This is a genomic window from Burkholderia sp. LFS061 (assembly GCF_047978125.1).
GTDB classification, from domain to species: domain Bacteria; phylum Pseudomonadota; class Gammaproteobacteria; order Burkholderiales; family Burkholderiaceae; genus Burkholderia; species Burkholderia pyrrocinia_C.
This window is the reverse complement of sequence record NZ_JBFPFS010000005.1, coordinates 264,643-289,582: the sequence shown is the minus strand read 5'-3', so window position 1 is coordinate 289,582 and position 24,940 is coordinate 264,643. Positions and strand designations below refer to the sequence as shown.

The following is a 24,940-nucleotide window of genomic DNA, read 5'->3' as shown; positions in this document are numbered from 1 at the left end:
CATCAAGACGCGCGGCCACTTCCCGAATGACGAGGCGGCGATCAAGCTGCTCTGGCTGGCGCTGCGCAATGTGCTGGCCAAGACCGTGCGGTCCGCCTTCGACTGGAAATCGGCGATGAACCAGTTTGCTATCCTGTTCGGAGACCGATTTATGCAGGCGCGCGGATAACGTGCTGTTCAACCGCCTCGCCCACAAAAATGCGGACAGGTTCGAGACCAACGCTCACTTCACCGCCTCCGCCCAGGATGCCCACCTGCACCAGCCGGCCTCCGTTTGACAGGGACGCGACGTTGCGAGAAAAATATGGCGCGCCCACGAAGTCGATAACAATATCGACGCCTCGTTTGTCCGTCCTGCTGGCAACGACTTCTGCGAAATCCTCTGTCTTGTAGTCGATCGCATGGTCCGCACCGAGCTGAACGATGCGTTCCAGCTTCGAAGCTTCGGCTGTCGCGAAAATCGTCGCACCAGTCGCGTAAGCCAGTTGGACAGCAGCGGAGCCTACCCCGCCCGCCGCAGCGTGAATAAGCACCGAATCGCCACGCTGCAAGCGCCCAAGATGTAACAGCGCTTCATGCGCCGTCACGAAAACTTCCGGTATCGCAGCAGCGTGGACATAGTCGAGCGTGCCCGGAATGGGCATCGCCATTCGCCAGTCGATGCGCGCGAGCTCTGCATAGGCCCCGCCGCCGACCACGCCCATCACGCGATCACCGACCTTGTAACCCTGCACGCCGCTTCCGGTTTCGATCACTTCGCCAGCGATTTCGAGCCCCATGATCGTCGAGTCGCCGAAGTTCGGACGGCCATAGCCTCCTCGCCGGTGTGTAAGATCTGCGCGATTCACGCCTGCGGCATGGACGCGCACCAGCAGATCGTTCGGGCGAACGTCGGGCACCGGAACGTCGGCGAGTTGGAGGACCTCGGCCTCGCCGAATTCCATGAATGTGATGGCTTTCATTTCAAACCTTCCTGCGTCGTAGATGGATTTGTGGCGTGATCTTCGGGTTGCGTTTGCGCGCCGAGTGTTGCCTGCGCCGCAGCCGATGCCGAGATGGCCGCGGGGAACCCCGCATAGAATGCGAGGTGCGTGATTGCCGCAGCGAGCTCTTCATGCGTTACCCCGTTCGTCACGGCACGACGGAGGTGCGACGGCAATTCGTCGAGGTGGCCCCCCGCAATCAACGCGGCGACGGTTACAAGGCTACGGTCGCGGAGCGAGAGCGTCGGGTCGCTCCACACGCACGGATACAACGTGTCGTCGACGAATGCCGAGAGCCTCGGCGTAAAGGCGCGCGCGGCTTCGCGCGGACTGCCGAAATCTGCTTGAGACATGGCGATACTCCTTTAAGCCTGGCTGATGAACTTGTGCGTGAGGTAGTACTCGATGCCTTCGGCACCACCTTCCGAACCGTGACCGCTTTCCTTCATGCCGCCAAACGGCAGTTCAGTTGAAACGATTCGGTACTGGTTGATGCCGATCATGCCGGCTTCGAGACCGTCCGCTACGTCGATCGCCGTACGCGCATTGCTCGTGAACGCATAGGCGGAGAGCCCGTATGGCAACCGGTTCGCTTCGGCAAGTCCGTCGGTGAGAGTATCGAAGCGCATCAGCACCGCGATCGGGCCAAACGGCTCTTCGTGCATCACACGCGCGTCCACGGGAACGTCGGCGAGGACGGTAGGCTCGAAGAAGTAACCGTCACCCTCGATGCGCTTGCCACCGGCGAGAATCTTTGCGCCACGTTCCACGGCATCGGCGATGAGTTCCTCCATCTTCGCGAGCTGGCGTGGATTTGCCAGCGGTCCGATCTGAGTGTCCGGGTCCATGCCATTCCCGACCTTGAGCGCCTTGGCCGCGCGGACGAAGTGCCCGACAAACTCGTCATAGACGTCGCGCTGGATCAGAAAACGCGTGGACGAGATGCAGATCTGGCCGGTACCGCGAAAGCGGTTCGCTGCGCCTTCGACCGCGGCCTTTTCGACATCCGCATCATTGAAGACGAGGACGGGCCCGTGGCCGCCGAGTTCCAGCGTGATCGGTTTGACGCCTTCGGCTGCGCGTGCCGACAGCAGACGGCCGATCGGCACCGAGCCAGTGAACGTCACCTTGCGGATCACCCGGGAAGCGATCAGGTGCTTCGAGACTTGATCCGGCACGCCGAATACGACCTGCAGCACGCCCTTGGGCAAACCGGCATCGTCGAGTGCACGCGCCAGCGCGAGCGCGGTGGCCGGACTCTCCTCGCCGGGTTTGATGATGATGCTGCACCCTGCGGCGAGTGCGGCGGAGAGTTTGCGCGCTGGGGTGATCGCGGGGAAGTTCCACGGCGTGAAAGCAGCCACGGGCCCGATTGCCTGCTTCTTCACGAGTTGTTGCACACCGGGGCGATTGGATGGCACCACACGGCCATCGATGCGACGTGCTTCTTCGGCGAACCATTCGAAGTATTCGGCGGCACGCAGGACTTCGTCGCGACTTTCTGCCAATGGCTTACCCTCTTCGAGTGTCATGACGGTTGCGATGTGCTCAGCGCGTTCGCGGATCAGATCCGCACCACGCTTGAGAATGCGGGCTCGATCGGCCGGCCCGGTGTTGCGCCAGACTTCGAAGGCTCGTTCCGCAACCTTCAACGCATGATCCAGATCGGCTGCCGTCGCGAGGGGCACGCGGCCAATCTCAACTTGCGTAGCGGGGTTGATCACGGGAGCCGTTTCCCGTTCGCTCGCGCCGATCCATTCGCCATTGATGAAGAGATGAAGTGCGTCGTAAGTGATGTCCATGGTAGTACATTTATGATTAGGATTGCGATTCAATTCGTGTTCGTCGCGAGCCGGATAGGGCAACCTGCGCCACGCCGTGTCTGGATGATCCGCCGTGGCGGGCTGAGTTCGGGTTTGAAACGTCCGCGTTCTGACTGCCTGACTTCGGGACCAAGTCTAGGCGTGAAGCGGGCGGCAACTTAGAGGGGCCGGAAAGAATGAATCTTGTCTCTGGAGAGAAAATCCCCGCCGACATGAAAGAAAAATGAAAGGATGCGCAAAAACGACACGATGTCCCGCGCTGACTGCACGATATAGGCGCGGGCCCTATGATCACAGGCTCGCGCGGGCCGAAACGCAGCGATTCGACGAAAAATTCAAAGCCAGGGTGCGTAATGGACAAGGTTCACACCATGTCGGTGTTTGCGAAAGTGGTCGAGATGGGCAGTTTCACGGCTGTCGCAAACCACCTCGATACGACTGTCGGCAACATTTCCCGAGCGGTCTCGGTACTCGAGGACAATCTCAACACGCGGTTGCTGCAGCGCTCGACGCGACGGCTCGTGGTCACCGATGCGGGGCGACGTTTTTACGAGCGCAGCGTTGCGATCCTCTCGGACATCGAACGGGCAGAAGCGGAAGCCCGCGATGCGCTGCTGGAGCCGCGCGGTGTATTACGCGTGCACGCGGTGCCGGGATTAGGCCGTCAACTTGTTTCGCAAGCCGTGCTTGCCTATCGGAGCGCATACCCGGAAGTGTCGGTCGATCTCATGCTGTCGCAGCGGATGCCGAATCTGCTCGAAGAGCAGCTCGACGTGGCGATCGTGATCGCGCGCACGCTGCCGGACTCGGCGTATGTGAGCCAGAAGATCGGCGCCAGCCATTGCATTCTGGCGGCGTCGCCCGATTACCTGGCACGATATCCGGCTCCCGAATGTGTGGAAGATCTCGTCGATCACACATGTGTGCTCCTGAGCACGGTCGATTACGCACCGGACGAGTGGCATCTGCAAGGCAGGGCCGGCGACGCGACGTATCGTCCGACGGGATCGCACTTCAGTGTCAACGACATGGATGCGATGTCCACGGTGCTGCAGGAGGGCGCGGGGATCGGGCTGATCGCCGCCTTCTCGGCAATCGACGATTTGCGTAAAGGATCGCTGGTTCGCGTCCTGCCTGAATTCCACACCGCTCAGCGCAACGTATATGCGGTGTATTCGTCGCGTCAGTTCGTCGACGCAAAAATCAAACGGTTCATCGATGTACTCAAGGTGCGGGTTGGTGACCGGTTGAATGCGTATACGGAGGAGCTCGCTATCACGGTCGTGTGATCTACCTCACGGTCGGCATGGCCGGGGAGGGTATCCGATTTCCCGACGCCGGCCCGTCGTATTGAGCGTATGAGGTTATGACACGGCAAGGACGTCGGATCGATGAATCCGCATACATTGCCGCTGGTGCTGGACTAGATCTGTCGCTACCGGTTCCCGATCAATTGCAGTCGTTTGCGAGCGTGCCACCAACGGCGTATTCGGGTGGCGGATTCAGACGGTCCCGGGCTGCCGGGACCGCAGCTGGCCGAGTCCGGGAAGACACATTTATGCATGGGAGTAAAATCGTCAACAATCGGCCGCCAAGTCTGGCGGCCGTTTTCGGTTTGCGAGACGAAGCGATGAAGGTAACGATTGCGTACATCGAAGAACCTCCGTTCGGCTGGACCGAAGCGGATGGCACCGCTACCGGTGCAGATATCGAGCTCGCTGAGACGATCCTGCGACAGATCGGCGTCACCAGGATCGAGCATTGCCTGACGACGTTCAGCGAATTGCTATCTGGCGTTGAAGAAGGTCGTTGGGACATGAACGTTCCTCTCTTTGTGACGCCGCAGCGTACCAATACTGTGGCGTTCAGCGTGCCGGTGTGGGGAATCGAGGACGGCTTTCTGGTTCGACCAGGAAACCCGAGAGCGCTCAGCAGCTATTCCTCAATCGCCGAATGTCCCGATGCGCGCCTCGGCATCATTGCCGGACAGGTACAGCATGATTCGGCGACGGCGTCAGGTGTAAGCCAGGAGCAAATCGTCATCTTCGAGCAACAAGCCGACGCGATCGTGGCCGTTCTCTCTGGCGCGATTGACGCATATGCGAGCACGGCCTTGGGAAATCGAATTGTTGCGAGCCGGATGGGCGACTCGGTGATCGAGGCCGTTGCGCACGAGCCGGAAATGAACGGCAGACAGCGGACGCCTCCGCTGGGAGCGTTTTCATTTAACCGAGAGAACGGGGATCTTTTAAAAGCGGTTAATCAGCAACTTCGTTCATATCTCGGTTCGCCAGATCATCGCGCTCGCATGGCGAGATTTGGGCTGACAGATAGTGAGATCGATCCAGCTGTCTTGAACGCAGGATAGGTCGGCTTTCGGCCAGTTTGGGACATTCGACATGGGTCCACAAATCGTCGACAATGCCGCAGTCTTTCGTTGTAAGCGAACCGTGGGCACTCGGGTTTGTCAGGCAATGATCGGCGTCGAGATTGACTATGTGACTTACCGGTTTTCACAATAAGAAGTGACGACACAATGGGAATTGCACTCGCAGGCATTGGATTTCGTACGGAAATCCAAACTGAATCGGCAGCAGAACTCGTTTCCAAGCTGTTCAATAAGGACGTCGCGCAAATAGAAGCGCCGGACCGTGGTGAATTTGACATTAGGTCTCAAGGCGATGTCATGGTGCAATTCTTCGACAACGTCTGCTTTGTTTACAGTCACGATCTTGTTTGGCACATACTGTCAGATCCAACGATCGATGGTCAGCAACTTATCTCAGTGACCGGATCACCAGACCTTCTGCTTGCTTTTTGTCAGTACGACTCAGGCGGAAGCTATGGCTATACCTTCTTCGAATGTGGCGCACGAACTCGCTCAAGACTTCAGACGACCGGGGTCCGAGGATTGCCTCCGATATTCGAATGCGGAACGCCGAAGGAATTCGAGGTTCACTGGTTTTCAGCGTCGACATATTTCGAGGAAGACGATTGTCCACGCGAGGAATGGCAGAAGATATTTACCCGGGACAATGGTGCAATACGCATCGCAGAATACGACTTGACGAGGCGCTTACTATATGAGGCGCTGCTCACTAATTTCGGCGTTTGTCCATGGGAAACGGATCGTCAATCCGAGACATTCTTTTTCAGACTCCAAGGGGCATGAGCGCGGGCGTCGAATGCGGCAAGAACGACCGCTTTCGGGCTGCCTGAAGGGCCGCTCCGGGTCGTTCAGAGCCGTTCGCGTCGCCCCAGAACCGCGCGTACCAATCGTGCGCCGGGATGAACGCACCAACGAGATTGGGAACCTTACCACGACAGAACGATTGCCAATTCAAACTCGGATTCAACCGGGGCCGTTATCCAAGATTGAAATGGCCCGAAGAAATCAGGCAGGTCAGGGAAATAGATGGCAAATTCTAGACTGACGATACGTCCTCCTCGCGCCCGAGCCGAGTACTGAGGCTGGCACATTTCAGCCTTCAGAAGATCCGGGGATGCCGCGTCGCCATCGGCGCTTCGGGCATGTGCACTTCGAGGTTACGCCTTGAAGGATCGCGGTAGCGCCAATCCGTGCTTCCGGAACAGGCGGGCGAGATAGGACGGTGAATCGAGACCGACCGCTGCCGCCGCCATAACGACCGTCATGCCGGGTGATTGCAATAGCTGCGTGGCGTGATGCACACGCTGCCGCGATTGATAGTCGACGATGGATTCGCCAGTGACGTCGCGAAACAGGCGCGTCAACGTGCGCCGTGACAGACCGAACTCGTAGGCAATGCGATCGAGCCCCATCGATTGATCGAGTGTCGCGTCGAGAAATCCCCGAATGTCTTTCACGAGTTCACGGCGCGCGTCGATGGGTGTCAACGGCAGATGGCCCGCGATCAGTCCCGCTTCGACGCACGTGGCCGCCAACGTCTTGTTAGTCAGTTCCCGCCGATAGGCCGCGAGTTCGCCGACGTCGTGCTGACCGGTGTCGGTGGCGAGACGCACCGCGTTGAGCAGCGCCAACGGCGCGGACCGGATGGCAATCTTCGCGCACGACAGGCTTCTTTGCGCCTTGCGCTCGCAGAACGCGACGAAATCACTCGCCACATAGACGGCGACGTGTTCCTGCTCCTTCCGATAGCCGTGCGTAGCGTGCAGGCGCTGCGGCGGCACCACGACAAACGACTTGGGCGCCAGGCGCAAGGGCGAGGCGTTCGATTCGACGTTCAGGATCAGTTGGCCGGTGCGCGGCAGCAAGAACATGTACTCGTCATGTTCGTGGGGCTGCGTGCGGTAATCGCCGATCGAAACCTGCCGAACATCGGCAATGCGATTTTCGGACAAGTGGGTATTGGCGGTCGGATAGTGCTTCACGAATTTACCCTTGGGCGCTCCATGCGGTGGGTAGCGACTGGCCATAGCGGGCCTTGTGGACCGGTGTATCAATGGGATGTCCCAGTATAGCGGTACAACCTTCCGTGCACGTAGCCGGGCACTCACGCAGCCAGCCAAGCCCGGTTCTCAGGGAAAACACGGGTGTGCGCGGACTCCCGCGCGGTGGGCCGGACGCCCGATTGGCCCGGTTGTGTGCTTGTCGTGGCCCAATAGGCGGCGAAACTTTGGTTCCCGTTCGGCATGCTGGCGTCACTTACACGCTGGAGCCAGTTCATGTCGGTCGAGAATGTCCCGTCCTTGTTGCCTCATTCCCCCAATGCCACATCCAGGTTACCCCCGCACGGGGGCATGCATTTCGTGCGCGTCTTTCCCGCAGGGCAGGGCGGCGGCAACCCCGCGCCCGTCGTACTGGATGCGGATTCGCTGTCGGCGGACGAGATGATGGCGATCGCCGCGCGCTACGGTCACGAAAGCGCATTCGTGTGCGCACCGCGTGATACGGGCAGTACGTATCGTCTGCGCTTCTTCGTCCCCCGGCACGAGATGGAGATGTGCGGTCATGCGACGCTCGGCGCATTGTGGCTTCTGCGGCGGCTTGGCCGCTGGACATCCCGCGTCGCGACGCTCGAGACGTTGAGCGGCATCGTCGACGCTCGCTTTGACGAAAGCACGCAATCCATTGAAGTGAGCCAGCCCAAAGGCATCGTGCAATCGATCGAAGACGCGCGGCTGCACGCCGCGATATGCGATGTGCTGCGCATCGATGCTGACGATCTGGATGCTCTCGGCATCGTCAACGCCACGACGAGCCGGACCAAGACGCTGATACCGATTCGCTCGGTGCAGCGACTTCATGCACTGACGCCGTCCTTCGAAAAGGTGCAGGCGCTATGTGACCAGCTCGAATCGACGGGCCTTTATCCGTTTGCGGTCGAGCGTACACAACCTCTCGAGGTGCACGCGCGCCAGTTTCCGCGCTCGTCCGGGTATCCGGAAGATGCGGCGACGGGTATCGCCGCGGCCGCGACCCTCTACGGTGCGTTGCACTACGGCCTGCTCGCGCACGGCGCGTCGGGCATGACCGTGCATCAAGGGTACGCGATGGGCAAGCCGTCCAGCATCCGGGTCGAAATGCGAGACCCCGACAACGCCGACGCGGGCTGCTGGATCAGCGGCGCAGTCGAAAGCATGATGCTGGAGCCGCAGCAATGAAGATCTTTACCAACGACCAGATCGCGGCAGTGCTCGACGTGCGCCTCGCATCGGACGCCATTCGCGATGCCTATCTCGACCTGCAGAACGGCACAGCGGCCGTTCAGCCTCGCGCACGCATCGGCTTGTCCGACGTGAAGTTCAGCGCAATGAGCGCAATGCTGGGCCTGGCCAAGGTCGCGGCGATAAAGATGTACACGACGATCGACGGCCAGTTCCGCTTTTACATCGCGCTGTTTTCGCTCGTCGATGGCGGGCTCCTCGCGATGCTCGAGGGCGATGCGATCACGGGCGTGCGCACGGCTGCGACCACCGCGCTTGCGGCCCGACATCTGGCGCGTCCGGGGAGCCAACGCCTCGGACTGTTCGGCAGTGGCGTGCAGGCGCGGGCTCATGCCGAGGCCTTGGCCGGACGAGCCGGATTGCGCGCAGTGATGATTCACAGCCGCGATGCCGTATCCGCGCATGCACTTGCCGACAGCCTCGGGCATCGGTTCGGTCTCAACGTATCGGTGGTCGATGCCGAAGCGTGCGCCGCCGCCGACATCGTTGTCGTCGCAACGCGTGCATCCGAACCGGTCATACGCGGCGAGTGGCTACGACCGGGTGCATTCGTCGCGAGTATCGGCGCGACGCGTCCCGATCAACGCGAACTCGACGACGCGTCGTTGCTCGCGGCCTCGCGCATCGTCGTGGACTGGATGCAGCAGACGCCGTTCGAAACGGGTGACCTGCTGCGCCCGTCGCGTGCCGTGATCGACAGCAGGACGATGGTGGACCTTTCGACCGTCATCGGCGCCGACGAGCAGCGCGCACGGGACGCCCCCGACATCGTGATCTACAAGGCAGTCGGCATCGCCCTGCAGGACGCGGCCGTCGCGCATATGGCTTACCTGCGGCTTGGCGCGTGACGCCTCTCGTCAATGTCGTTTGTCAAAGATACGCTTGGAGACACTCATGAAATTTCCTCTTGCTGCACGCATTGTTGTCGGGATGGTGCTCGGCATCGCAACCGGCGTTGCCTGTCACGCGATGCTGCCCAACGCGGATGCAGCCAACCAGGTCGGCGGCTATTTCTCGCTTCTCGCCGACGTGTTTCTGCGCCTGGTCAAGATGATCATCGCGCCGCTCGTGTTCTGCTCACTCGTCATCGGTGTGACGAAGATCGGCGATGTGCGCGCGGTGGGCCGCATCGGGATCAGGACTCTGGGCTGGTTTCTCTTCGCGTCGTTCATCTCGCTCGCGCTGGGCGCGCTGATCGCCAACTGGTTGAAGCCCGGCAGCGCGCTCAACCTGCCGTTGCCCGCGATCAACGCCTCGACCGGGTTGAGCACGAGCGGGCTGTCGCCCAAGGAATTCGTGGTGCATCTAGTGCCCAGCAGCATTGTGGGGGCGATGGCGAACAACGAAATCCTGCAGATCGTGGTGTTCGCCGCCTTCTTCAGCGTCGGGCTTACGACGCTGGGCGACAAGGCGCAACTCGTCGTTCGCATGCTCGACCAGGTCGCTCACGTCATGCTGAAAGTGACCGGCTATGTGATGGCGCTCGCGCCGTTCGCGGTGTTCGGTGCGATCGCGAACGTCGTGACGACGCGCGGCGTGTCGGTTCTCGTAACCTTTGGCCGGTTCATGGGCGAATTCTACGGAAGCCTGATCGTGCTATGGCTTCTGATGGTACTGGCCGGTGGCGTGTTGTTCGGGCGCCGGGTATTTTCGCTTGTGCGTTTCATGCGTGTGCCGATGCTGATCGGCTTCAGTACGGCCAGCAGCGAGTCCGTTTATCCGAAGATGCTGGAACAACTGGTCCGTTTCGGTGTCCCCGAACGTATCGCGAGCTTCGTTTTGCCGATCGGCTATTCGTTCAATCTCGACGGCACGATGATGTACTGCACATTTGCCACGCTGTTCATTGCGCAGGCGTATGGCGTTCATCTGTCGTTCGTGCAGCAGTTGTCGATGCTTGCCATCCTGATGCTGACCAGCAAAGGCATGGCCGGGGTGCCGCGCGCCTCCTTGGTCGTCATCGCCGCGACACTGGGCCAGTTCAATATCCCCGAGGCCGGGCTGCTCCTTATCATCGGCGTTGATCATTTCCTGGACATGGGGCGCACGGCGACCAATGTGCTGGGTAATGCGGTCGCCTCGGCCGCCGTCGCGAAATGGGGAAACGTGCTCGCGCCGTCGTCTGCGGATGTTTCGGTCGATGATGCCGGCGGACATCACAAGGACGGGATTCGCTCGGACGACGAAGGGGCTATTGCGGGAGTGTGAGGCGCTGCTCCAACCACTCTATAAGCGTAGGCTGCCGAAAAGGCTGCGTTGTGATCTGCTGTGACGCTCGCCTTCCGCAGTGGCTAGAGTGTTGATTTTCACCGAGTCTTAACCCACCGGGGATGCGGACAAAATCGTGGACTACTTTGGAGGTAGTCCATGTATTCATACCAAGAACGCGTTCGGGCGGTCGAGTTGTATCTGCAACTCGGGGTGCGAAGCAAGGCGACCATTCGCCCGTTGGGTTATTTGACGAAGAATTCTCTGAAGGCGTGGTGTAACGAACTCGATAAGAGCGGCGATCTGCAGTGGGGGTATGTTCGCGTAATGCCGATGTACTCCGAAGAATGAAAGTAGCACTCGGGCATTACGTCAACCACGGGCGCTGCTTCGCCTTCATCCTCAGGAGATTGGGCTATCCCTGTCGCCAGAAACTGTCGAAGTGGGTTCGCGAGCGCTATCCGGAGGCCAGGAAATGCGTGGTTGGCAAGGCCGGCCGACCAGCTGCTTCATTGGTGTCCGAGCAGGCTCGGCGTGCCGGGAAGCCGGACAAGTGGCGGAAGCCCTGACGCATTTGATGATGGCTCTCGTCAATGCTAGTCCCGCCGACTAGAGTTGTGAGCGGAGGTGGCGTGGGAGGCCACTTCCGCTATAGTGCTCGGCCTATCTTGACGAAAATTGATCGATAGACCGCCACATCTTGGGAAGAATCAAGCCTATTAGCGAGTGCTCGTATTTCGTATCAATTCAGCGGATTTTTCTCAACTTGTATGGAAAAATGAAGCGAGCAATCATGGCAGAATTTTTTGCAAGCCATTGATTTTATTTACATATGCCGCTCAACTTTATTGACAAACGATACACGATCAAGACGAAGCCTTTGCGATTTCAGGCGTGGTTGATAGCGCAGGATATTCGCAGGACGCCTATCTGGCCAACTCGGTCAGGCGAGCGGCGGGTGCGGCTTGGAAGCGGTCGTTGCGGTAGAGGGAGCCTGAACGGCTGTTGAGGGTGGCGGATTCAACCGGGCCGTTGGAAGGTCATTCGAGAGTCCGTTTTCACGCCGGTCGCAGACGCTATAGGGGACGCGTTGCGGCGCCTATGCCGAGGATGGTCCGACGACGTTCTGTCAAAATACCCGCTTACTCCTCCTGACCGATCGCGGAATGGAACTCAGACAACTACGCTATTTTCTCAGCGCCGTGGAACACGGAAGCATGGGCAAGGCAGCGCTGGAACTCGGCGTGGTGACCTCGGCATTGAGTCAGCAGATCAGCCGTCTCGAAGGTGAACTGTCCACGCGTCTGCTGCAACGCACCTCGGGCGGCGTCGTTCCAACCGACGCAGGTTTGGCGTTCTGGCGTCAGGCGCAACTCGCGCTGCGTCATATCGACGATGCCGCGCTCGCTGCGCGCTCAGCCCGTCTGTCGGGCCATGTCAGCGTCGGCATGGCGCCGAGCACGGCGAGCGTGCTAGGTGTCGCATTCATGCAGGCCATGCGCTCGCGCTATCCCGATGTGCGGCTGCACATGGTCGAAAGTCTCTCCGGCTATCTTGCATCCATGCTGAGCGCGCGTCAGATCGATCTCGCCGTGCTGTTCCGCGAGGAGTCCGCACAACGCTGGAGCGTGCTGCCGCTGCTGGATGAGCGGCTGTTCCTGATCGGCGCGGGCGATCTCGATGGCATGCCGACGAGCGCATCCGTCCGGCTGAAAAATCTCGGCAGGCTTCCGCTCGTTCTTCCCAGCGGCACGCATGGGCTGCGTTCGCTGCTGTTATCAGCGTTCAGGCGCGCCGAATACGAGCCGAACATCGTCGCCGAAGTCGACGGCCTTGCACTCCTGATGGACTTCGTCCGCACCGGCATCGGCGCGACCATACAGCCTGGCGCGGCGCTCGCAAGGCCCGAGAACGTGATACTGACGAGCGTGCCCGTCGCGGATAAATACGCCACACGGCACAACATACTCGCCAGCATCTCCGACGACGAACTGTCTCCCGCCGGTCTCGCTGCGCGCGTGGTGCTCGCCGATGTCGCCCGTCAACTGGTGCAGGAGGGGCGCTGGCCCGGTGCGCGGCTGCGGGAGCCTCGGCCTTCACAAAAAGTGAAGACCCCTTGACGGCTGGCTGGTAGCGACGCGGGCACGAGACCTTTACGATTTGTCCAAAAGGAGACAAGTCTGATGGTCGATGTGCTCGTAATCGGAGGAGGCAATGCTGCGCTGTGTGCCGCATTGATGGCGCGCGAAGCGGGCGCCTCGGTCCTGCTTCTCGAATCCGCGCCGCGCGAATGGCGCGGCGGCAACTCGCAACACACACGCAATCTGCGCTGCATGCACGATGCGCCGCAGGACGTTCTCGTCGATGCCTATCCGGAAGAGGAATTTTGGCAGGACCTGTTGAAAGTCACCGGCGGCATCACGAATGAGCATCTCGCGCGGCTGACGATCCGCGCGTCGTCGTCGTGCCGGCCGTGGATGCAGAAGCACGGCGTACGCTTCCAGCCGCCGCTGTCCGGCGCGCTGCACGTGGCCCGCACCAACGCGTTCTTCATGGGTGGCGGCAAGGCGCTCGTCAACGCGTATTACCGCAGCGCCGAAGCGCTCGGCGTCGATATCCGCTATGAAACACCCGTCGATTCGCTTGAACTTGACGGCAGCCTCTTTATCGCGGCGCGCAGCGGCAGCCAGCGCTTCGAGGCGCGCGCCTGCGTGCTGGCGGCAGGCGGCTTTGAATCAAATCGCGAATGGCTGCGCGAAGCGTGGGGGCAAAACGAGCGCGGCGAATGGCCCGCCGACAACTTCCTGATTCGCGGCACGCGCTTCAACAAGGGCGTGCTCATCAAGCATATGACCGACGCCGGTGCGGACATGATCGGCGACCCGTCGCAGTCACACTGCGTCGCCATCGATGCACGCGCGCCGCTGTATGACGGCGGCATCTGCACGCGCATCGACTGCGTGTCTCTGGGCGTCGTGGTGAATCGTGACGCCGAGCGCTTTTACGACGAAGGCGAGGATTTCTGGCCGAAGCGCTATGCAATCTGGGGACGGCTCGTTGCGCATCAACCGGGGCAGATCGGCTATTCGATCATCGACTCGAAAGCAATCGGCCGCTTCATGCCGCCGGTGTTTCCGGGCGAAAAGGCCGATACGCTGCCGGAACTCGCGCGCAAGCTCGGGCTGCCGGAAGCGCGCTTCATGGAAACGCTCGCGCGCTATAACGACTCATGCCGCGACGGCACCTTCGACCACACCGCGCTCGACGACTGCCACACCGAAGGTCTCGCGCCGCCCAAGACGCACTGGGCGCGCCGCATCGAGACGCCGCCGTTTTACGGTTATGCGTTGCGGCCAGGCATCACGTTCACGTATCTCGGACTAAAGACCAATGACCGTGCGCAGGTTCACTTTGGCGGCAAAGCCAGTGAGAACCTGTTCGTGGCCGGCGAAATGATGGCCGGCAACGTGCTCGGTAAGGGCTATACAGCGGGCGTCGGCATGTCGATCGGCACGGCCTTCGGGCGCATCGCCGGGACGCAGGCCGCGCGCGCCGCACTCAAAACGACGGAGGCAACCAGTGCAGCAGTCTGACCCGCTCGCGCCCGAACGCATGCGCACGGCGTTATCGGTCGATACGAAAAAAACGTCGCACGGCAGCACGGCGCGCGTGATCCCCATTGTGCCGATGAGCGCCGGCGAAACCGAAGTGGCACGACAGATGCAGATCTGCAACGCCTGCCGCTACTGCGAAGGCTTCTGCGCCGTGTTCCCGGCCATGACGCGCCGCCTGGAATTCGGCAAGTCGGACGTCAACTATCTGGCGAATCTCTGCCACAACTGCGGCGCGTGCTATCACGCGTGCCAATACGCGCCGCCGCACGAATTCGGCGTGAACGTGCCGAAAGCGATGGCCGAAGTCCGGCTCGAAACCTACACCGAATACGCGTTTCCCGCGTCGTTCGGCGCGCTGTACAAACGCAACGGCCTGACTCTGTCGGTGGCACTGGCGGCCGGACTCACGCTGTTTCTGCTGCTCGGTACGGCATTACACGGCGGCTTGTCGGGCGATGTCGCGCCAGCGAACTTCTACGCGATCTTCCCGCACAACCTGCTCGCGGCGATGTTTGGCATCGTTTTCCTGTTCGTCATTCTCGCGCTCGGCGTGGGCGTCACGCGTTTCTGGCGCGACGTGTCGGCAGGAACGGCGAACGCGCCAGCCGTCGCGGAAGCGGCCAAGAACGCGCTGACGCTCAAGTACCTGGACGGCGGCCACGGCGACGGCTGCAACGAAGAGAGCGATGCCTTCACACTGGCGCGGCGTCGTTTCCATCACCTGACGTTCTACGGCTTCATGCTGTGCTTTGCAGCAACCGCAGTTGCGACGCTCTATCACTATGCATTTGGTCTGGAAGCGCCGTATCCGTTTCTGAGCGTGCCGGTGCTGCTGGGAACCGCGGGCGGCATTGGGCTGATTGCGGGGGCGGCGGGACTGCTGTGGCTGAACCTGAAACGCGTTCCGGAGCGGGGCGATGCCCGTCAGCGTCCGATGGACCGCGGCTTCATCGCGCTCCTGCTTCTGACGAGCGCATCCGGTCTCGCGCTGCTCGCGCTCCGCACGACCTCGGCGATGCCGTCGCTGCTCGCGATTCATCTTGGCATCGTGATGGCGCTGTTCGCCACGCTGCCTTACGGCAAGTTCGCGCACGGCATCTTCCGCTCGGCGGCGTTGCTCAAATCGTCGATAGAGAAGCGGCAACGCAACACATTGAGCCTCAGTTCGGATTAGCAGTCACTAGGGCGCCTTGGGCGCCCATCACTATAGATAAGAAGCAGGAGACGCAATGAACCGCACAGAATCGATCGCCGCTACCTCCGGCGTTTCGCCCATGACGAGGGCCGCCGCCGTGTTGCGCGTGACCAGCGGCAATTTCATCGAACAGTTCGATTTCTTTCTGTTCGGCTTCTACGCGACATCGATCTCGAAGATCTTTTTCCCGTCCACCAGCGAGTTCGCCTCGCTGATGCTCGCCTTCGCGGTGTTCGGCGCGGGCTTTCTGATGCGTCCGCTCGGTGCGATCTTTCTCGGCGCGTATATCGACAAGGTCGGACGGCGCACCGGGCTGATCGTTACGCTGTCGATCATGGCGAGCGGCACCATTCTGATTGCCTGCGTGCCTGGGTACGCGACGATCGGCCTGCTCGCGCCGGCGCTCGTGCTGCTCGGGCGTCTATTGCAGGGCTTCTCGGCGGGCGCGGAACTGGGCGGCGTGTCTGTCTATCTCGCGGAAATGGCGACGCCCGATAACAAGGGCTTTTACACGAGTTGGCAGTCGGCGAGCCAGCAGGTCGCCATCGTCCTGGCGGCGGCCATCGGTTACGGGCTGAACCAGTGGCTGTCCGCGCAGCAGATCGGTGCATGGGGCTGGCGCGTGCCGTTTTTCATCGGCTGCGCGATCGTGCCGTTCCTGTTCATGCTGCGCCGTTCGCTGCAGGAGACCGCAGCGTTCGAAGCGCGGCGGCATCATCCGCAGGCGCGCGAGATTTTTGCGATACTGCTCGGCAACTGGCGCACCGTCATCGGCGGCATGCTGCTGACGGCGATGACCACCACCACCTTCTATCTCATCACCGTCTATACGCCGACCTTCGGGAAGTCGGTGCTGAAGCTGTCCACCTCCGACAGCCTGATGGTCACGCTGCTTGTGGCTGCATCGAATTTCGTCTGGCTGCCGATCGGTGGCATGATTTCCGACCGCATCGGCCGCAAGCCGCTGCTGCTCGCCATTTCCATGCTGGCGATCTTCACGTCTTATCCGGCGCTGTCCTGGCTCTCCGATGCACCGAGCTTCGCGCGCATGCTGATCGTTCTGCTGTGGTTCTCGTTCTTCTTCGGCATGTATAACGGCGCGATGGTCGCCGCGCTCACCGAAGTGATGCCGGTCGAAGTGCGCGTCGCGGGCTTCTCGCTGGCGTTCAGTCTCGCGACGGCGCTGTTCGGCGGCTTTACGCCGGCGGTATCGACGTATCTGATTCAGGTCCTGCATGACAAGGCCGCCCCAGGCTACTGGCTGAGCTTCGCTGCGCTCTGCAGCTTGTGCGCGACGCTCAGGCTGTACCGTCGCCGCGCGGGCAGCAACGCGTCGGCGGCATCGTCGGCCTGATAGCGATTGCATCGGCCCGTTTACGTAACCCCGGCGTTGCACCGGGCTTTCGCGTTTTCAGCGGCGACAAGAAGGGTCGATGCGGTCCAGCTTGCGCAGCAACGCAGGCCACTCCATCTTGCCGTAAGAGCGGCGCGTCTGTGGTTGATTGCTCATGTGCCCGGCACGCAGATTATGGGCTGACAGCCTATTCGACTGACCAACGAGTGGGCTTGCCGGGAATTTTTCATCTGCATGTCGGCAAACGATCATCGGAACGTGCGGCTGGCATTGGCCGCATATATCGATCACCTGTTGACGGACTGATTTTACCGGCTCACATGCCAATGGCTGAGCGATTCCATCAAGCTGTTGCATCGACCGGTTGAATCCGCCGTCGGCAACAGCCATATATCAAACATCTGCTTTGGATTCGTTGCTTGCCTCGATTCAAGGGTTGCCGCACCGAGTTACGTTGATTGATGGCACATCACTTCCGTTACGATGCGGCTCATATTCGCCTCAGTAAAAGTACATGAAAAATCGTGCCATTGAGACGAGCGCAGTGCTCATTGCTGTTTTCGCTGGCGCGGCCGTCTCCCTCGTCGCCAGAGCAGCTCCTCCTCGGGAAGTCGGCGCGCCCAGCTACGACACCTATAAGTCATGGTTGGTCGCCTGCGACAACGCCTTGACCTGCGAGGCGAAGGGTTTCGCAGACGGTGGCGAATCCAGCGCAGACTTGCGCTTCATTCGCGCGGCCGGGCCAAGCAGTTCGCTCGAAGCACGGCTAAATGTCGTAACCAACGACAGCATCGATCTCGGTGACCTGCGTGTTGATGGAGAGCCGCTGCGGCTGGACGAGTCGGCCTGGCGTGTCGACTACGCCAATAATGTGGCGACTTTGTCGGCAACGCGGCCGGCGGCCGTGGCAGCCTTCGTATCCCGGCTTCGCAATGGCACAAAGCTTCAGGTCGGTTCGGAGGCAAGCGCTTATATTCCTCTCGATGGCATTGTCGCCGCGCTGTTGCGCATCGATGATCGGCAGGGACGAATCGGGGGTGTCACCGCGCTGATCCGCAAGGGCCCTGCGCCGGCCTCCCGAGTCACACTCGCACCGTCACTACCGGTCGTACCGACACGGAAGATCGTTTCGCAGTTGCCCGATCAAGAGGAAAAGAGCCTGATCACGCGCACGAAACATATTCGGGACGCCAGTAGTTGCGAGAACAATGCGTCAAAGTATCTCGAAGAAGCGGCGTATGCGCTCAACACACAGAAGGCGTTGGTTTTTCTCCCATGCATTCAGGGAGCCTACCAAGGATCATCGGACGTGTTCATCGCGCCGCGAATTGGTGGCGGAGCACCGGAGCCCATCAAGCTGAGGGATCCTGCGGGGGAAGTTTTAGACTCCTCACTGTTCGAACCGAGCTTTGACCCTGCTACCGGCGTCCTATCGACTTTTGCCAAGGGGCGCGGGCTGGCTGATTGCGGTTTTCGGGCCGAATGGATCTGGGATGGTCAGGCATTTCAGATTTCGGCTGCGTCGCAGCAGAATACTTGTGGTGGTGTTGGGCCCGGTGACTGGCCCACACTCTATCGGTCGCGAAAGAGGTAAAGAAACACCTATGTTCCCGCAGGCGCCTTTGATCTCGGTTGCGAGCGCGGCGCGTATGTCCGCGCCACGATTTGGCCTCAGTGAGGCATCAGCGGCAGGAATGGCTGCTGGCCCTCTGGCGTGCTTTCTCCATGAACATGGGCATATCGAAGACCGGGAGATCGTCATCAAACAGGAGCGATTGATGCAACCACCGTCTCCAGACGTCATCAAAGTGTGCTCGACATTGACGACGGCAAAGTTTCGCGATTGATGACCGGAGATGGCGCTAAGGTCGCGCGGTCGATGGATCTGGAAGTTTGACGAGAAGGGCCGCTCCGAGTCGCGAGCGCCCAGCCGCGACCCGCCGCCAGCGCGGCGACGGTCCTCCTCGAAATGTCGCGTCAGCGCGAATCCTCGCCGTCGCGGCGCGATGATCCTCGACCGCCGACGGAGTTCAGGCTGCCGCCGCCTTATGAATCGAGTCGTGCTGATCGCCACCCAGGATATCGACGAGACTGGTCAGCATCCGCCCCAATTCACCTGTCATCAGCGTGACATCCGAGTCGAAGCGTTCATCGTCGTTCTGCGCGGTGGGATCCGTCGCCTCCTTGATCACGTCGAGCGGCGTGACACGCTTGATCGTCAGCGACGGTGTCAGCACGAAGGAGATCCGGTCATCCCAGGTCATCGCGAGGCGCATGCATTGTTTGCCGGCCTCGATGTGCCGGCGCATGTCGTTCGCTTCCAGCGCGTGGCCGACGTATCGCACCGTGGCGCCGCCTTCGCCGCTCGAGCGCAACTCGGCGTCCTGGTCCACGGTGAATCCGCCCGGCGCCTCGCCGGACAGCAGCCAATCCGTCATCGCGGCGACCGGCGAAAGCGCCACATGAACGCCGGCGAGCGGCAACTGATCGATCGATTTGACGAGCAGGCCGCGAACGTCGTCGGCAAGAGCCTGTGCAGCCGCATCGATGACGAGCCAGCCGTTCACCGTATCGATCCACACGCGGGTATCGCGGCGAATGGTGAACGCGCGCGGCAGCAGTTCGTCGGTAACCTGCTCCTTGAGTTCGCGCAGCTGTTTTCGCCCCACCTTGAAGCCCTGCTGCTCCTCGACTTCAAGCGCCCGGGCCTTGGTCACCTGATTGACGACCGACGCCGGGAGCAGCTTCTTTTCGGCACGAAACAGCAGCAGCATCTGCCGGTTGATCGAATACACAAGCGCGCCGTCGTCACGCGGCGACGCCCATCCGAAGCTCTGCATCTCGACGCTGCTGCCCGGTTGAAATGCGTGGGGCGCCAGCCATTTTTCCATCTGATCGGGGGTAACGGCCCAAGGCGCCGGAAGACGATGAAGCTGAAGATTTTTGAACCACATAGGAGTACGGGCAAAGCGCACCATTCTATATGACGGTGACGCATCCAGGCCATGAAGCGCCATTCATCCAGGCCGCCGCGTGGATATTCGTGCGACCGCTCCGCCCCTGTGAACCGCCGTTCGACCGTGAACGATGTGCGTTGCGTCGTCGGCCATAACGGACGTTCGGCTGTCGCCGTGCGCGAGGCTCACGTGCTTTGCCCGCAACTTCGGGGCATGGCGGTAGCCAGACAGCCCGTCGATCCGTCCCCCCAATGCCTTCGGCCCGATAAAGCATAGCGTTCCCAGGGGGCGCGACATCGCGTCCAGCGCAGACAAGAAAAGAATGCCTTGACAATTGAAGCATATGCTCCTATCTTGGCTGCAAGAGAGCATATGCTCTTATTTCCAAATGGAGCCAAACCATGAACCAGGCCGAAATACTTGTGAGCGGTGCAACCGGACGGACCGGAGGTATCGCTATCGACGAATTGCTCAAGATGGGCAGGCGCGTGCGCGCATATGTGCGCACGGACGACGATCGGGCGGCCGCTCTGAGGCAGCGCGGAGTCGATATCGCCGTTGGAGACTTCACCGACATCAATGACATCCGTGCAGCGATGGAAGGAATCCGATCGGCCTATTTTCTCCATCCGATCGCGCCGGGAATCATCGGGGCTGCTGCTTATTTCGCGCAGGCCGCAAAAGAGGCGGACGTCAAGGCGATCGTCAACATGTCGCAGATTTCCGCGCGCCGGGAGTCGAAAAGCCACGCGGCCCAGGATCACTGGGTTTCCGAGCGGGTCTTCGATTGGTCGGGCGTTCCGACTACCCATCTGCGCCCCACGTTCTTTGCCGATTGGCTCGTCTATCCGCATTTTGCGAAGGAGATCTGGGCCCGGAAAAAGATTGAATTTCCCTTTGGCAATGGCCGTCACGCACCCATCGCCACTGATGATCAGGGGCGGGTTATCGCCCATGTCCTGGCCAACCCCGAAGGCCACGAGGGCAAGATCTATACGCTCCATGGTCCCGTCGAGATGAACCATACCGAGATCGCCGCGGCGATGAGTGAGGCTCTCGGAGCCCGGATCGAATACGAGCCAAGTTCCATCGAGGAGTTTCGGATCAAGATGGAAAATCTCTACAAATTTCCACCGTTCCTCACGCAGCATCTGGTCGAGGTTGCTCAGAACTACCGTGACGGCGTATTCGCGGGTACCAACGATGTCATCGAGAAAATTACCGGAAAGCCGCCACTCTCGGTCCAGCAGTTCATTACTCGGAATCGAGCCGTATTCGCGTGAGCACGACCCCAAACGAGTCGAGGTTTGAAAATGGCACACACTCAAGACGAGCGTCACCCGTTTCTGGACGATCTAACAACTGATGCAGAGTTGGTCAGCTCGGTGTTGCGTGGCCCCGTATCAGGGCGCGACGAAATCCGGCTGGCAGTCAACGCCGTCGGAACGTTCTACGCCTCGCAGACGCCCACATTTGTTCAGGCTGTCGGTTCGCGGCTCTTTCTCGAGTACGAGGCCGTTCTGACGAGCGGCGAGAACCTGAGTGCGGTCGTCGTCGTCGACCACAACTCCGACGGATCAGTGCCGCGCGTTAGCGTACGGATGAGCCCGCTTGACGCTGTGCTGACTCTCGCTGCCCATCTGCGGGTGGCACTTTCAAAGCAGCTTCCGGAAAACCTTTTTCTTTGAACCAGGCGCCGCAGGCCAGCGGAGGAAGATGCATCTCCCCGGAGCGCGCAGCTTTAAAAAAGGAGCTTGTCATGGAAATCAAGAACGCCACCGTCTTTATCACCGGCGCCAATCGCGGCCTGGGCCTGGCTTTTGCACGAGAGGCACGTCGTCGCGGGGCGACGAAAGTGTACGCGGGCATGCGCAACACGAATGGCTTTGAAGAGCCGGGCATTGTGCCGGTCAAGATCGATGTTACGGATACGGCATCGATCGCTGCAGCCGTGAAACAGGCGGCGGATACGACTCTGCTGATCAACAACGCGGGCATAGCTGCTCTGATCGACGGGCCCATGGCGGCCGACGTCGAAGCGCAATCCACTCGCATGTTCGATACCAACTACTACGGCGTAGTGCGCGTCACGCAGGCCTTCGAGCAGATATTGGCGGCCAAGCGGCATGCGGCGATCATCAACGTGCTTTCCGACATCGTGTGGCTTCCGCGGCCGTATCTGACGCCGTATGCGGCGTCAAAGGCTGCAGCATGGAGTTATACGAACCAGCTTCGCTTTCATCTGCATGAGCGTGGCATCCAGGTTCTCGGCCTGCACGTCGGATTCGTGGATACCGACCTGACCAATGGCATTGACGTGCCTAAAGCCAGCCCCGAGGATGTTGTGCGGCAGACCTATGACGCTCTCGCCGCCGGCAAGAGCGAGGTTATGGCCGACGAGGGTACAGCGGTGCTAAAGAGTACGCTGTCGGCTGACGTGCCGGGCTATATTACTCCGCCGGAAGGGCTCTAAACGCCGCAGATGACGAGAGTCGGCTACGGGGGGCGAGACTTGAGGCGCGCAGATTGCCGGGGCGCCAACGTTTTCAGTGTCGACTTTCATCGAAAGATACCGCCGTACTTCGCGCGTGCGCGTAGCATTCCGGCAATCAAAAGAAATGAGGAGTGGAACCAGATGTTGCCGTTCGACCAGCCGCTTGGAATCGATCAATGCAACTGCTTCGCAGTGAGGAAGGCGAGCAGGCAGATATCCCGCCTCTACGATAGCCATCTCGAGCCGGCGGGCCTGCGCATTACGCAATTCCTCACCCTGGCCGCACTGGACGAGGTGGGAAGTGCCGCGGTCAACGCCCTTGCCGAACGGCTCGATATCGAACGGACGGCGATGGGGAAGATGGTTGGCTTCCTTGAGCGCGACGGCTTCGTCGCGATCAAGCCCTCGCCCACGGACGGTCGAAGCCGCGTTGTTGAGCTCACCGAAGAAGGGCGGCGCCTGCACAAAAAAGCGGCCCCGCTATGGCGGGAAGCGCAGCGGGAGTTCGAGCAGTTGAACGGCGTAGAGAATGTCGCGGCGCTACGGGAGGGGCTTAGAGGAGTGGTCGTCGGCGATGTGACGGTACGCCCCCCCGGGGACTGACGGTCCACAAGAATTGCCGCAAACGCACGAGACCGCCGCTGCCCGGGACGATAGGAAGTGACGAGGCGTCGACAAATACGAATGGGGCATGGACGGATTGAATCCGCACTTGCTTGCAGCCGCTGATTTCGTACTGGGTCGAGAGTCCGGAGTGGGGCGGAGGTCGCCTCTCGCAGACGTCGGCAGCCGGCGGCGGTACCGGCCGATCCCCAAAAGGGTGAGCTTAGGTATTGGCGTAGGTTTGTGCGCCGAGCCTTGTCAGAGAGGCCGCAGGTACTGCCGCATTACTCGCGAGTGGCTTGCAGTGTATCGGGTAACAGGATAGTCATCGGTCAGACGTAAAGCTGCTTTGGCTTCCCGAGTTTATCTGCGGCTCTGATCCGGTCCATCGGCGCACAGCGGATAAAAGAAAGGCCCGCGTTTGTGCGGGCCTCGCATCAGCAATTACCTTTCTTCGCTTGTCCGGGCGGGCAGAAACCGTTCCCCGGACCACCTTGCGGCGCGACCACTACCGGCGGACCGGGAACGTAAGCCACGCACCCGCTGAGTGCACCGATCATGCTCGCCGCAGCAAGCAACGCGATAACCCCTTTTTTCACTTCGTTCTCCCGTTGAGGGGAAAGGGCCGTTCGGCCCTTTCCGTTATGCCGTTGAACCGTCAGAAATTGAAATTGACGTTCGTTTGGCTAGTCGTTGCATTGACGTTCGTCGATTGCGTTGCGCCCGACGCTGCGTCCGCTTCGATCGTATATTGGCCCGCCGACGCCGGCGCCGCAGCCAGCGTGACCGGCAGCGAACCGGAGTACGTGCCGACGATCGGCGCGGCCGTCGGCACCGACAGCGCGTACGCGCCCGTGTCCAGGTTTGCGTTGATCGACGCGATCTCGTATGCGTTTGCATCGATCGTCTGCAGTGCGCGCACCAGCGCGTTCGCGCTCGCCGTCACCGTGCCGCTGACCGTGCTCATCGTCGAAGCAGGCAGCGTGATCGGCAGGTTCGACGTCGACACGGCCGTGCTCGTGTTCACGACAACCGGCACCGAGCGGACGACACCCGACGCGACGTTGTTCTGCACGATCACGACGTCGTAATTGCCCTGCGTCGAGCTCTGGATCAGCGGCGACAGCACGAACTTGCCGCTGCTATCGGCCACCGTGCCGCGCACGACCTTGCCACGCTGCTCGGCATAGACCGTTGCGCCCGCTTCGGCCTGTGCGACGTAGCCGGAAATCGCGCCGCTCACGACCGTCGGCGTTGCCGTCACGACCGGCTTGAGCGCATAGGTGCCGTTGCCGCGCTGCACGATCGATTTGCACGCATTGAAATCGAGCACGAGGTCGACGAGCGTGTTCGGTTGGACCGTGAACGGCGAGATGATCTTGTAGCCGCTTTGCGTCGCGCTCGGCGTCGCGAGCGCCTGCTCGCTGCCGCCCGTCGGCACGACCGAGTTCGCGAGCGTGTTGCCCTGGTTCTGCGCGAGCACGAGGCGTACCTGCTGGTACTGGCCGGCAGGCAGCGCGGTCTGGCCGAGATCGGCGAGTGCGCCGTTGGTCAGCGACAGCAGGTCGATCTTCTGCGGCGCCGGCAGCGTGATCGTCGACCAGCCTCCGTCGTTGTCGCCCGCGTTCGAACTGGCGTTCACGCGCACCTGCGACACGGTGACGAACACATGATCGAAGCCGCACGACGGTGCGTCGGTCATCGCGACATGCAGCGTGCCGTTCTGCACGCTGCCGCCGTCGTCTCCGCCGCCGCAGCCGGCAAGAACGAACGGCACGATCGCAGCGCAAAGGGCACCTTTAAAGAGCTTATTCATTGTCACCCCCATGGGTGTTATTGTGGGTAACCGAAGAATAGCGTCGCTTCAGCCTACTATTTGGGCATCTTTGAAACTAACGGTAACTTTTGGTTCTATCGGTAAATCGTCCGCGAGATTGATGTCGCGTCAGGGGAGTGAAGCGGAACAGGGCGGCGATTATCGAGGGAGCGTGCGCAATGCAGGCGGCACGGGAAAAGCGATTGCGACGCGGAAGTAGTTAGTA

Annotated in this window: 20 protein-coding genes and 4 pseudogenes; 17 read left to right on the top strand and 7 right to left on the bottom strand. The window is 60.9% G+C overall.

Features of this window, described 5'->3' with window-relative positions:
• A pseudogene (locus ACNQQL_RS06985) lies at positions 1 to 169 on the top strand (IS256 family transposase); the annotation flags it as partial.
• 34 nt (positions 170 to 203) lie between these two features.
• On the opposite strand, the pseudogene ACNQQL_RS06980 reads toward ACNQQL_RS06985, so the two are convergent.
• The 3 genes and pseudogenes from ACNQQL_RS06980 to ACNQQL_RS06970 all read right to left on the bottom strand — a co-directional run.
• Positions 204 to 962, bottom strand: a pseudogene (locus ACNQQL_RS06980) (zinc-binding dehydrogenase); the annotation flags it as partial.
• On the bottom strand, positions 959 to 1,336 hold the full coding sequence (locus tag ACNQQL_RS06975) for a carboxymuconolactone decarboxylase family protein (RefSeq protein WP_347063668.1): 378 nt from the start codon (positions 1,334 to 1,336) through the stop codon (positions 959 to 961). The gene ACNQQL_RS06975 and the pseudogene ACNQQL_RS06980, both read right to left, overlap by 4 nt.
• 12 nt (positions 1,337 to 1,348) lie before the next feature.
• Positions 1,349 to 2,785 carry an NAD-dependent succinate-semialdehyde dehydrogenase gene (locus ACNQQL_RS06970; RefSeq protein WP_347063667.1) on the bottom strand — a complete coding sequence of 479 codons (1,437 nt, stop codon included), beginning with the start codon at positions 2,783 to 2,785 and terminating at the stop codon, positions 1,349 to 1,351.
• Between the two features lie 374 nt (positions 2,786 to 3,159).
• On the opposite strand from ACNQQL_RS06970, the gene ACNQQL_RS06965 reads away from it, so the two are divergent.
• The 3 genes from ACNQQL_RS06965 (at position 3,160) to ACNQQL_RS06955 (ending at position 5,978) form a co-directional block, all read left to right on the top strand.
• Positions 3,160 to 4,095 (top strand): LysR family transcriptional regulator, encoded by a 936-nt coding sequence (locus ACNQQL_RS06965; RefSeq protein WP_347063666.1) that lies wholly within the window; start codon positions 3,160 to 3,162, stop codon positions 4,093 to 4,095.
• A gap of 341 nt (positions 4,096 to 4,436) precedes the next feature.
• Complete coding sequence (locus tag ACNQQL_RS06960; protein WP_347063665.1) at positions 4,437 to 5,174, top strand: transporter substrate-binding domain-containing protein; 738 nt, start codon at positions 4,437 to 4,439, stop codon at positions 5,172 to 5,174.
• A 168-nt stretch (positions 5,175 to 5,342) separates the two neighbouring features.
• Positions 5,343 to 5,978 (top strand): hypothetical protein, encoded by a 636-nt coding sequence (locus tag ACNQQL_RS06955; RefSeq protein ID WP_347063664.1) that lies wholly within the window; start codon positions 5,343 to 5,345, stop codon positions 5,976 to 5,978.
• 374 nt (positions 5,979 to 6,352) lie between these two features.
• Here the strand turns inward: ACNQQL_RS06955 and ACNQQL_RS06950 are convergent, their stop codons facing one another.
• Complete coding sequence (locus ACNQQL_RS06950) at positions 6,353 to 7,177, bottom strand: AraC family transcriptional regulator (protein WP_347063663.1); 825 nt, start codon at positions 7,175 to 7,177, stop codon at positions 6,353 to 6,355.
• A gap of 294 nt (positions 7,178 to 7,471) precedes the next feature.
• Here ACNQQL_RS06950 and ACNQQL_RS06945 point away from each other — a divergent pair, with 294 nt between their 5' ends.
• The 8 genes and pseudogenes from ACNQQL_RS06945 to ACNQQL_RS06910 all read left to right on the top strand — a co-directional run bounded on the left by ACNQQL_RS06945 (position 7,472) and on the right by ACNQQL_RS06910 (position 16,844).
• Positions 7,472 to 8,410 (top strand): PhzF family phenazine biosynthesis protein, encoded by a 939-nt coding sequence (locus tag ACNQQL_RS06945; RefSeq protein ID WP_083534107.1) that lies wholly within the window; start codon positions 7,472 to 7,474, stop codon positions 8,408 to 8,410.
• A gap of 29 nt (positions 8,411 to 8,439) precedes the next feature.
• Positions 8,440 to 9,321, top strand: a complete 882-nt coding sequence (locus ACNQQL_RS06940) for an ornithine cyclodeaminase family protein (RefSeq protein WP_347063662.1) — start codon at positions 8,440 to 8,442, stop codon at positions 9,319 to 9,321.
• Positions 9,322 to 9,367: 46 nt separating this feature from the next.
• Positions 9,368 to 10,681, top strand: a complete 1,314-nt coding sequence (locus ACNQQL_RS06935; RefSeq protein WP_347063661.1) for a dicarboxylate/amino acid:cation symporter — start codon at positions 9,368 to 9,370, stop codon at positions 10,679 to 10,681.
• A gap of 159 nt (positions 10,682 to 10,840) precedes the next feature.
• Positions 10,841 to 11,208: pseudogene (locus ACNQQL_RS06930) on the top strand (IS3 family transposase); the annotation flags it as partial.
• A 639-nt stretch (positions 11,209 to 11,847) separates the two neighbouring features.
• Entirely contained in the window at positions 11,848 to 12,801 is a 954-nt protein-coding gene (locus ACNQQL_RS06925) for a LysR family transcriptional regulator (protein ID WP_347063660.1), read from the top strand.
• A 63-nt stretch (positions 12,802 to 12,864) separates the two neighbouring features.
• Positions 12,865 to 14,274, top strand: coding sequence for an FAD-dependent tricarballylate dehydrogenase TcuA (tcuA, locus tag ACNQQL_RS06920; RefSeq protein WP_310136271.1), 1,410 nt, complete (start codon positions 12,865 to 12,867; stop codon positions 14,272 to 14,274).
• Complete coding sequence (gene tcuB, locus ACNQQL_RS06915) at positions 14,261 to 15,469, top strand: tricarballylate utilization 4Fe-4S protein TcuB (protein ID WP_347063659.1); 1,209 nt, start codon at positions 14,261 to 14,263, stop codon at positions 15,467 to 15,469. The genes tcuA and tcuB overlap by 14 nt, the downstream gene beginning before the upstream one ends.
• Before the next feature lie 55 nt (positions 15,470 to 15,524).
• Complete coding sequence (locus ACNQQL_RS06910; protein WP_072439550.1) at positions 15,525 to 16,844, top strand: MFS transporter; 1,320 nt, start codon at positions 15,525 to 15,527, stop codon at positions 16,842 to 16,844.
• A gap of 57 nt (positions 16,845 to 16,901) precedes the next feature.
• Here the strand turns inward: ACNQQL_RS06910 and ACNQQL_RS06905 are convergent.
• Positions 16,902 to 16,991 (bottom strand): annotated as a pseudogene (locus ACNQQL_RS06905) (class II aldolase/adducin family protein); the annotation flags it as partial.
• Positions 16,992 to 17,358: 367 nt separating this feature from the next.
• Here ACNQQL_RS06905 and ACNQQL_RS06900 point away from each other — a divergent pair.
• Entirely contained in the window at positions 17,359 to 18,438 is a 1,080-nt protein-coding gene (locus ACNQQL_RS06900; RefSeq protein WP_347063658.1) for a DUF1176 domain-containing protein, read from the top strand.
• 436 nt (positions 18,439 to 18,874) lie between these two features.
• Here ACNQQL_RS06900 and ACNQQL_RS06895 read toward each other — a convergent pair whose 3' ends face one another.
• A complete protein-coding gene (locus tag ACNQQL_RS06895; protein WP_347063657.1) occupies positions 18,875 to 19,798 on the bottom strand; it encodes a recombination-associated protein RdgC in 924 nt (307 codons plus the stop codon).
• 404 nt (positions 19,799 to 20,202) lie between these two features.
• Here ACNQQL_RS06895 and ACNQQL_RS06890 point away from each other — a divergent pair, with 404 nt between their 5' ends.
• From ACNQQL_RS06890 to ACNQQL_RS06875, 4 genes are all read left to right on the top strand, one after another.
• Complete coding sequence (locus ACNQQL_RS06890) at positions 20,203 to 21,084, top strand: NmrA family NAD(P)-binding protein (protein WP_072439558.1); 882 nt, start codon at positions 20,203 to 20,205, stop codon at positions 21,082 to 21,084.
• Between the two features lie 30 nt (positions 21,085 to 21,114).
• Positions 21,115 to 21,489: a hypothetical protein gene (locus ACNQQL_RS06885; protein WP_072439561.1), complete on the top strand. Its 375-nt coding sequence runs from the start codon at positions 21,115 to 21,117 to the stop codon at positions 21,487 to 21,489.
• A gap of 71 nt (positions 21,490 to 21,560) precedes the next feature.
• Complete coding sequence (locus ACNQQL_RS06880) at positions 21,561 to 22,274, top strand: SDR family oxidoreductase (RefSeq protein WP_347063656.1); 714 nt, start codon at positions 21,561 to 21,563, stop codon at positions 22,272 to 22,274.
• 162 nt (positions 22,275 to 22,436) lie between these two features.
• Positions 22,437 to 22,898, top strand: a complete 462-nt coding sequence (locus ACNQQL_RS06875; protein WP_175963474.1) for a MarR family winged helix-turn-helix transcriptional regulator — start codon at positions 22,437 to 22,439, stop codon at positions 22,896 to 22,898.
• A 658-nt stretch (positions 22,899 to 23,556) separates the two neighbouring features.
• Here ACNQQL_RS06875 and ACNQQL_RS06870 read toward each other — a convergent pair.
• Positions 23,557 to 24,714 (bottom strand): DUF4382 domain-containing protein, encoded by a 1,158-nt coding sequence (locus tag ACNQQL_RS06870; RefSeq protein ID WP_347063655.1) that lies wholly within the window; start codon positions 24,712 to 24,714, stop codon positions 23,557 to 23,559.
• Positions 24,715 to 24,940: the final 226 nt, after the last annotated feature.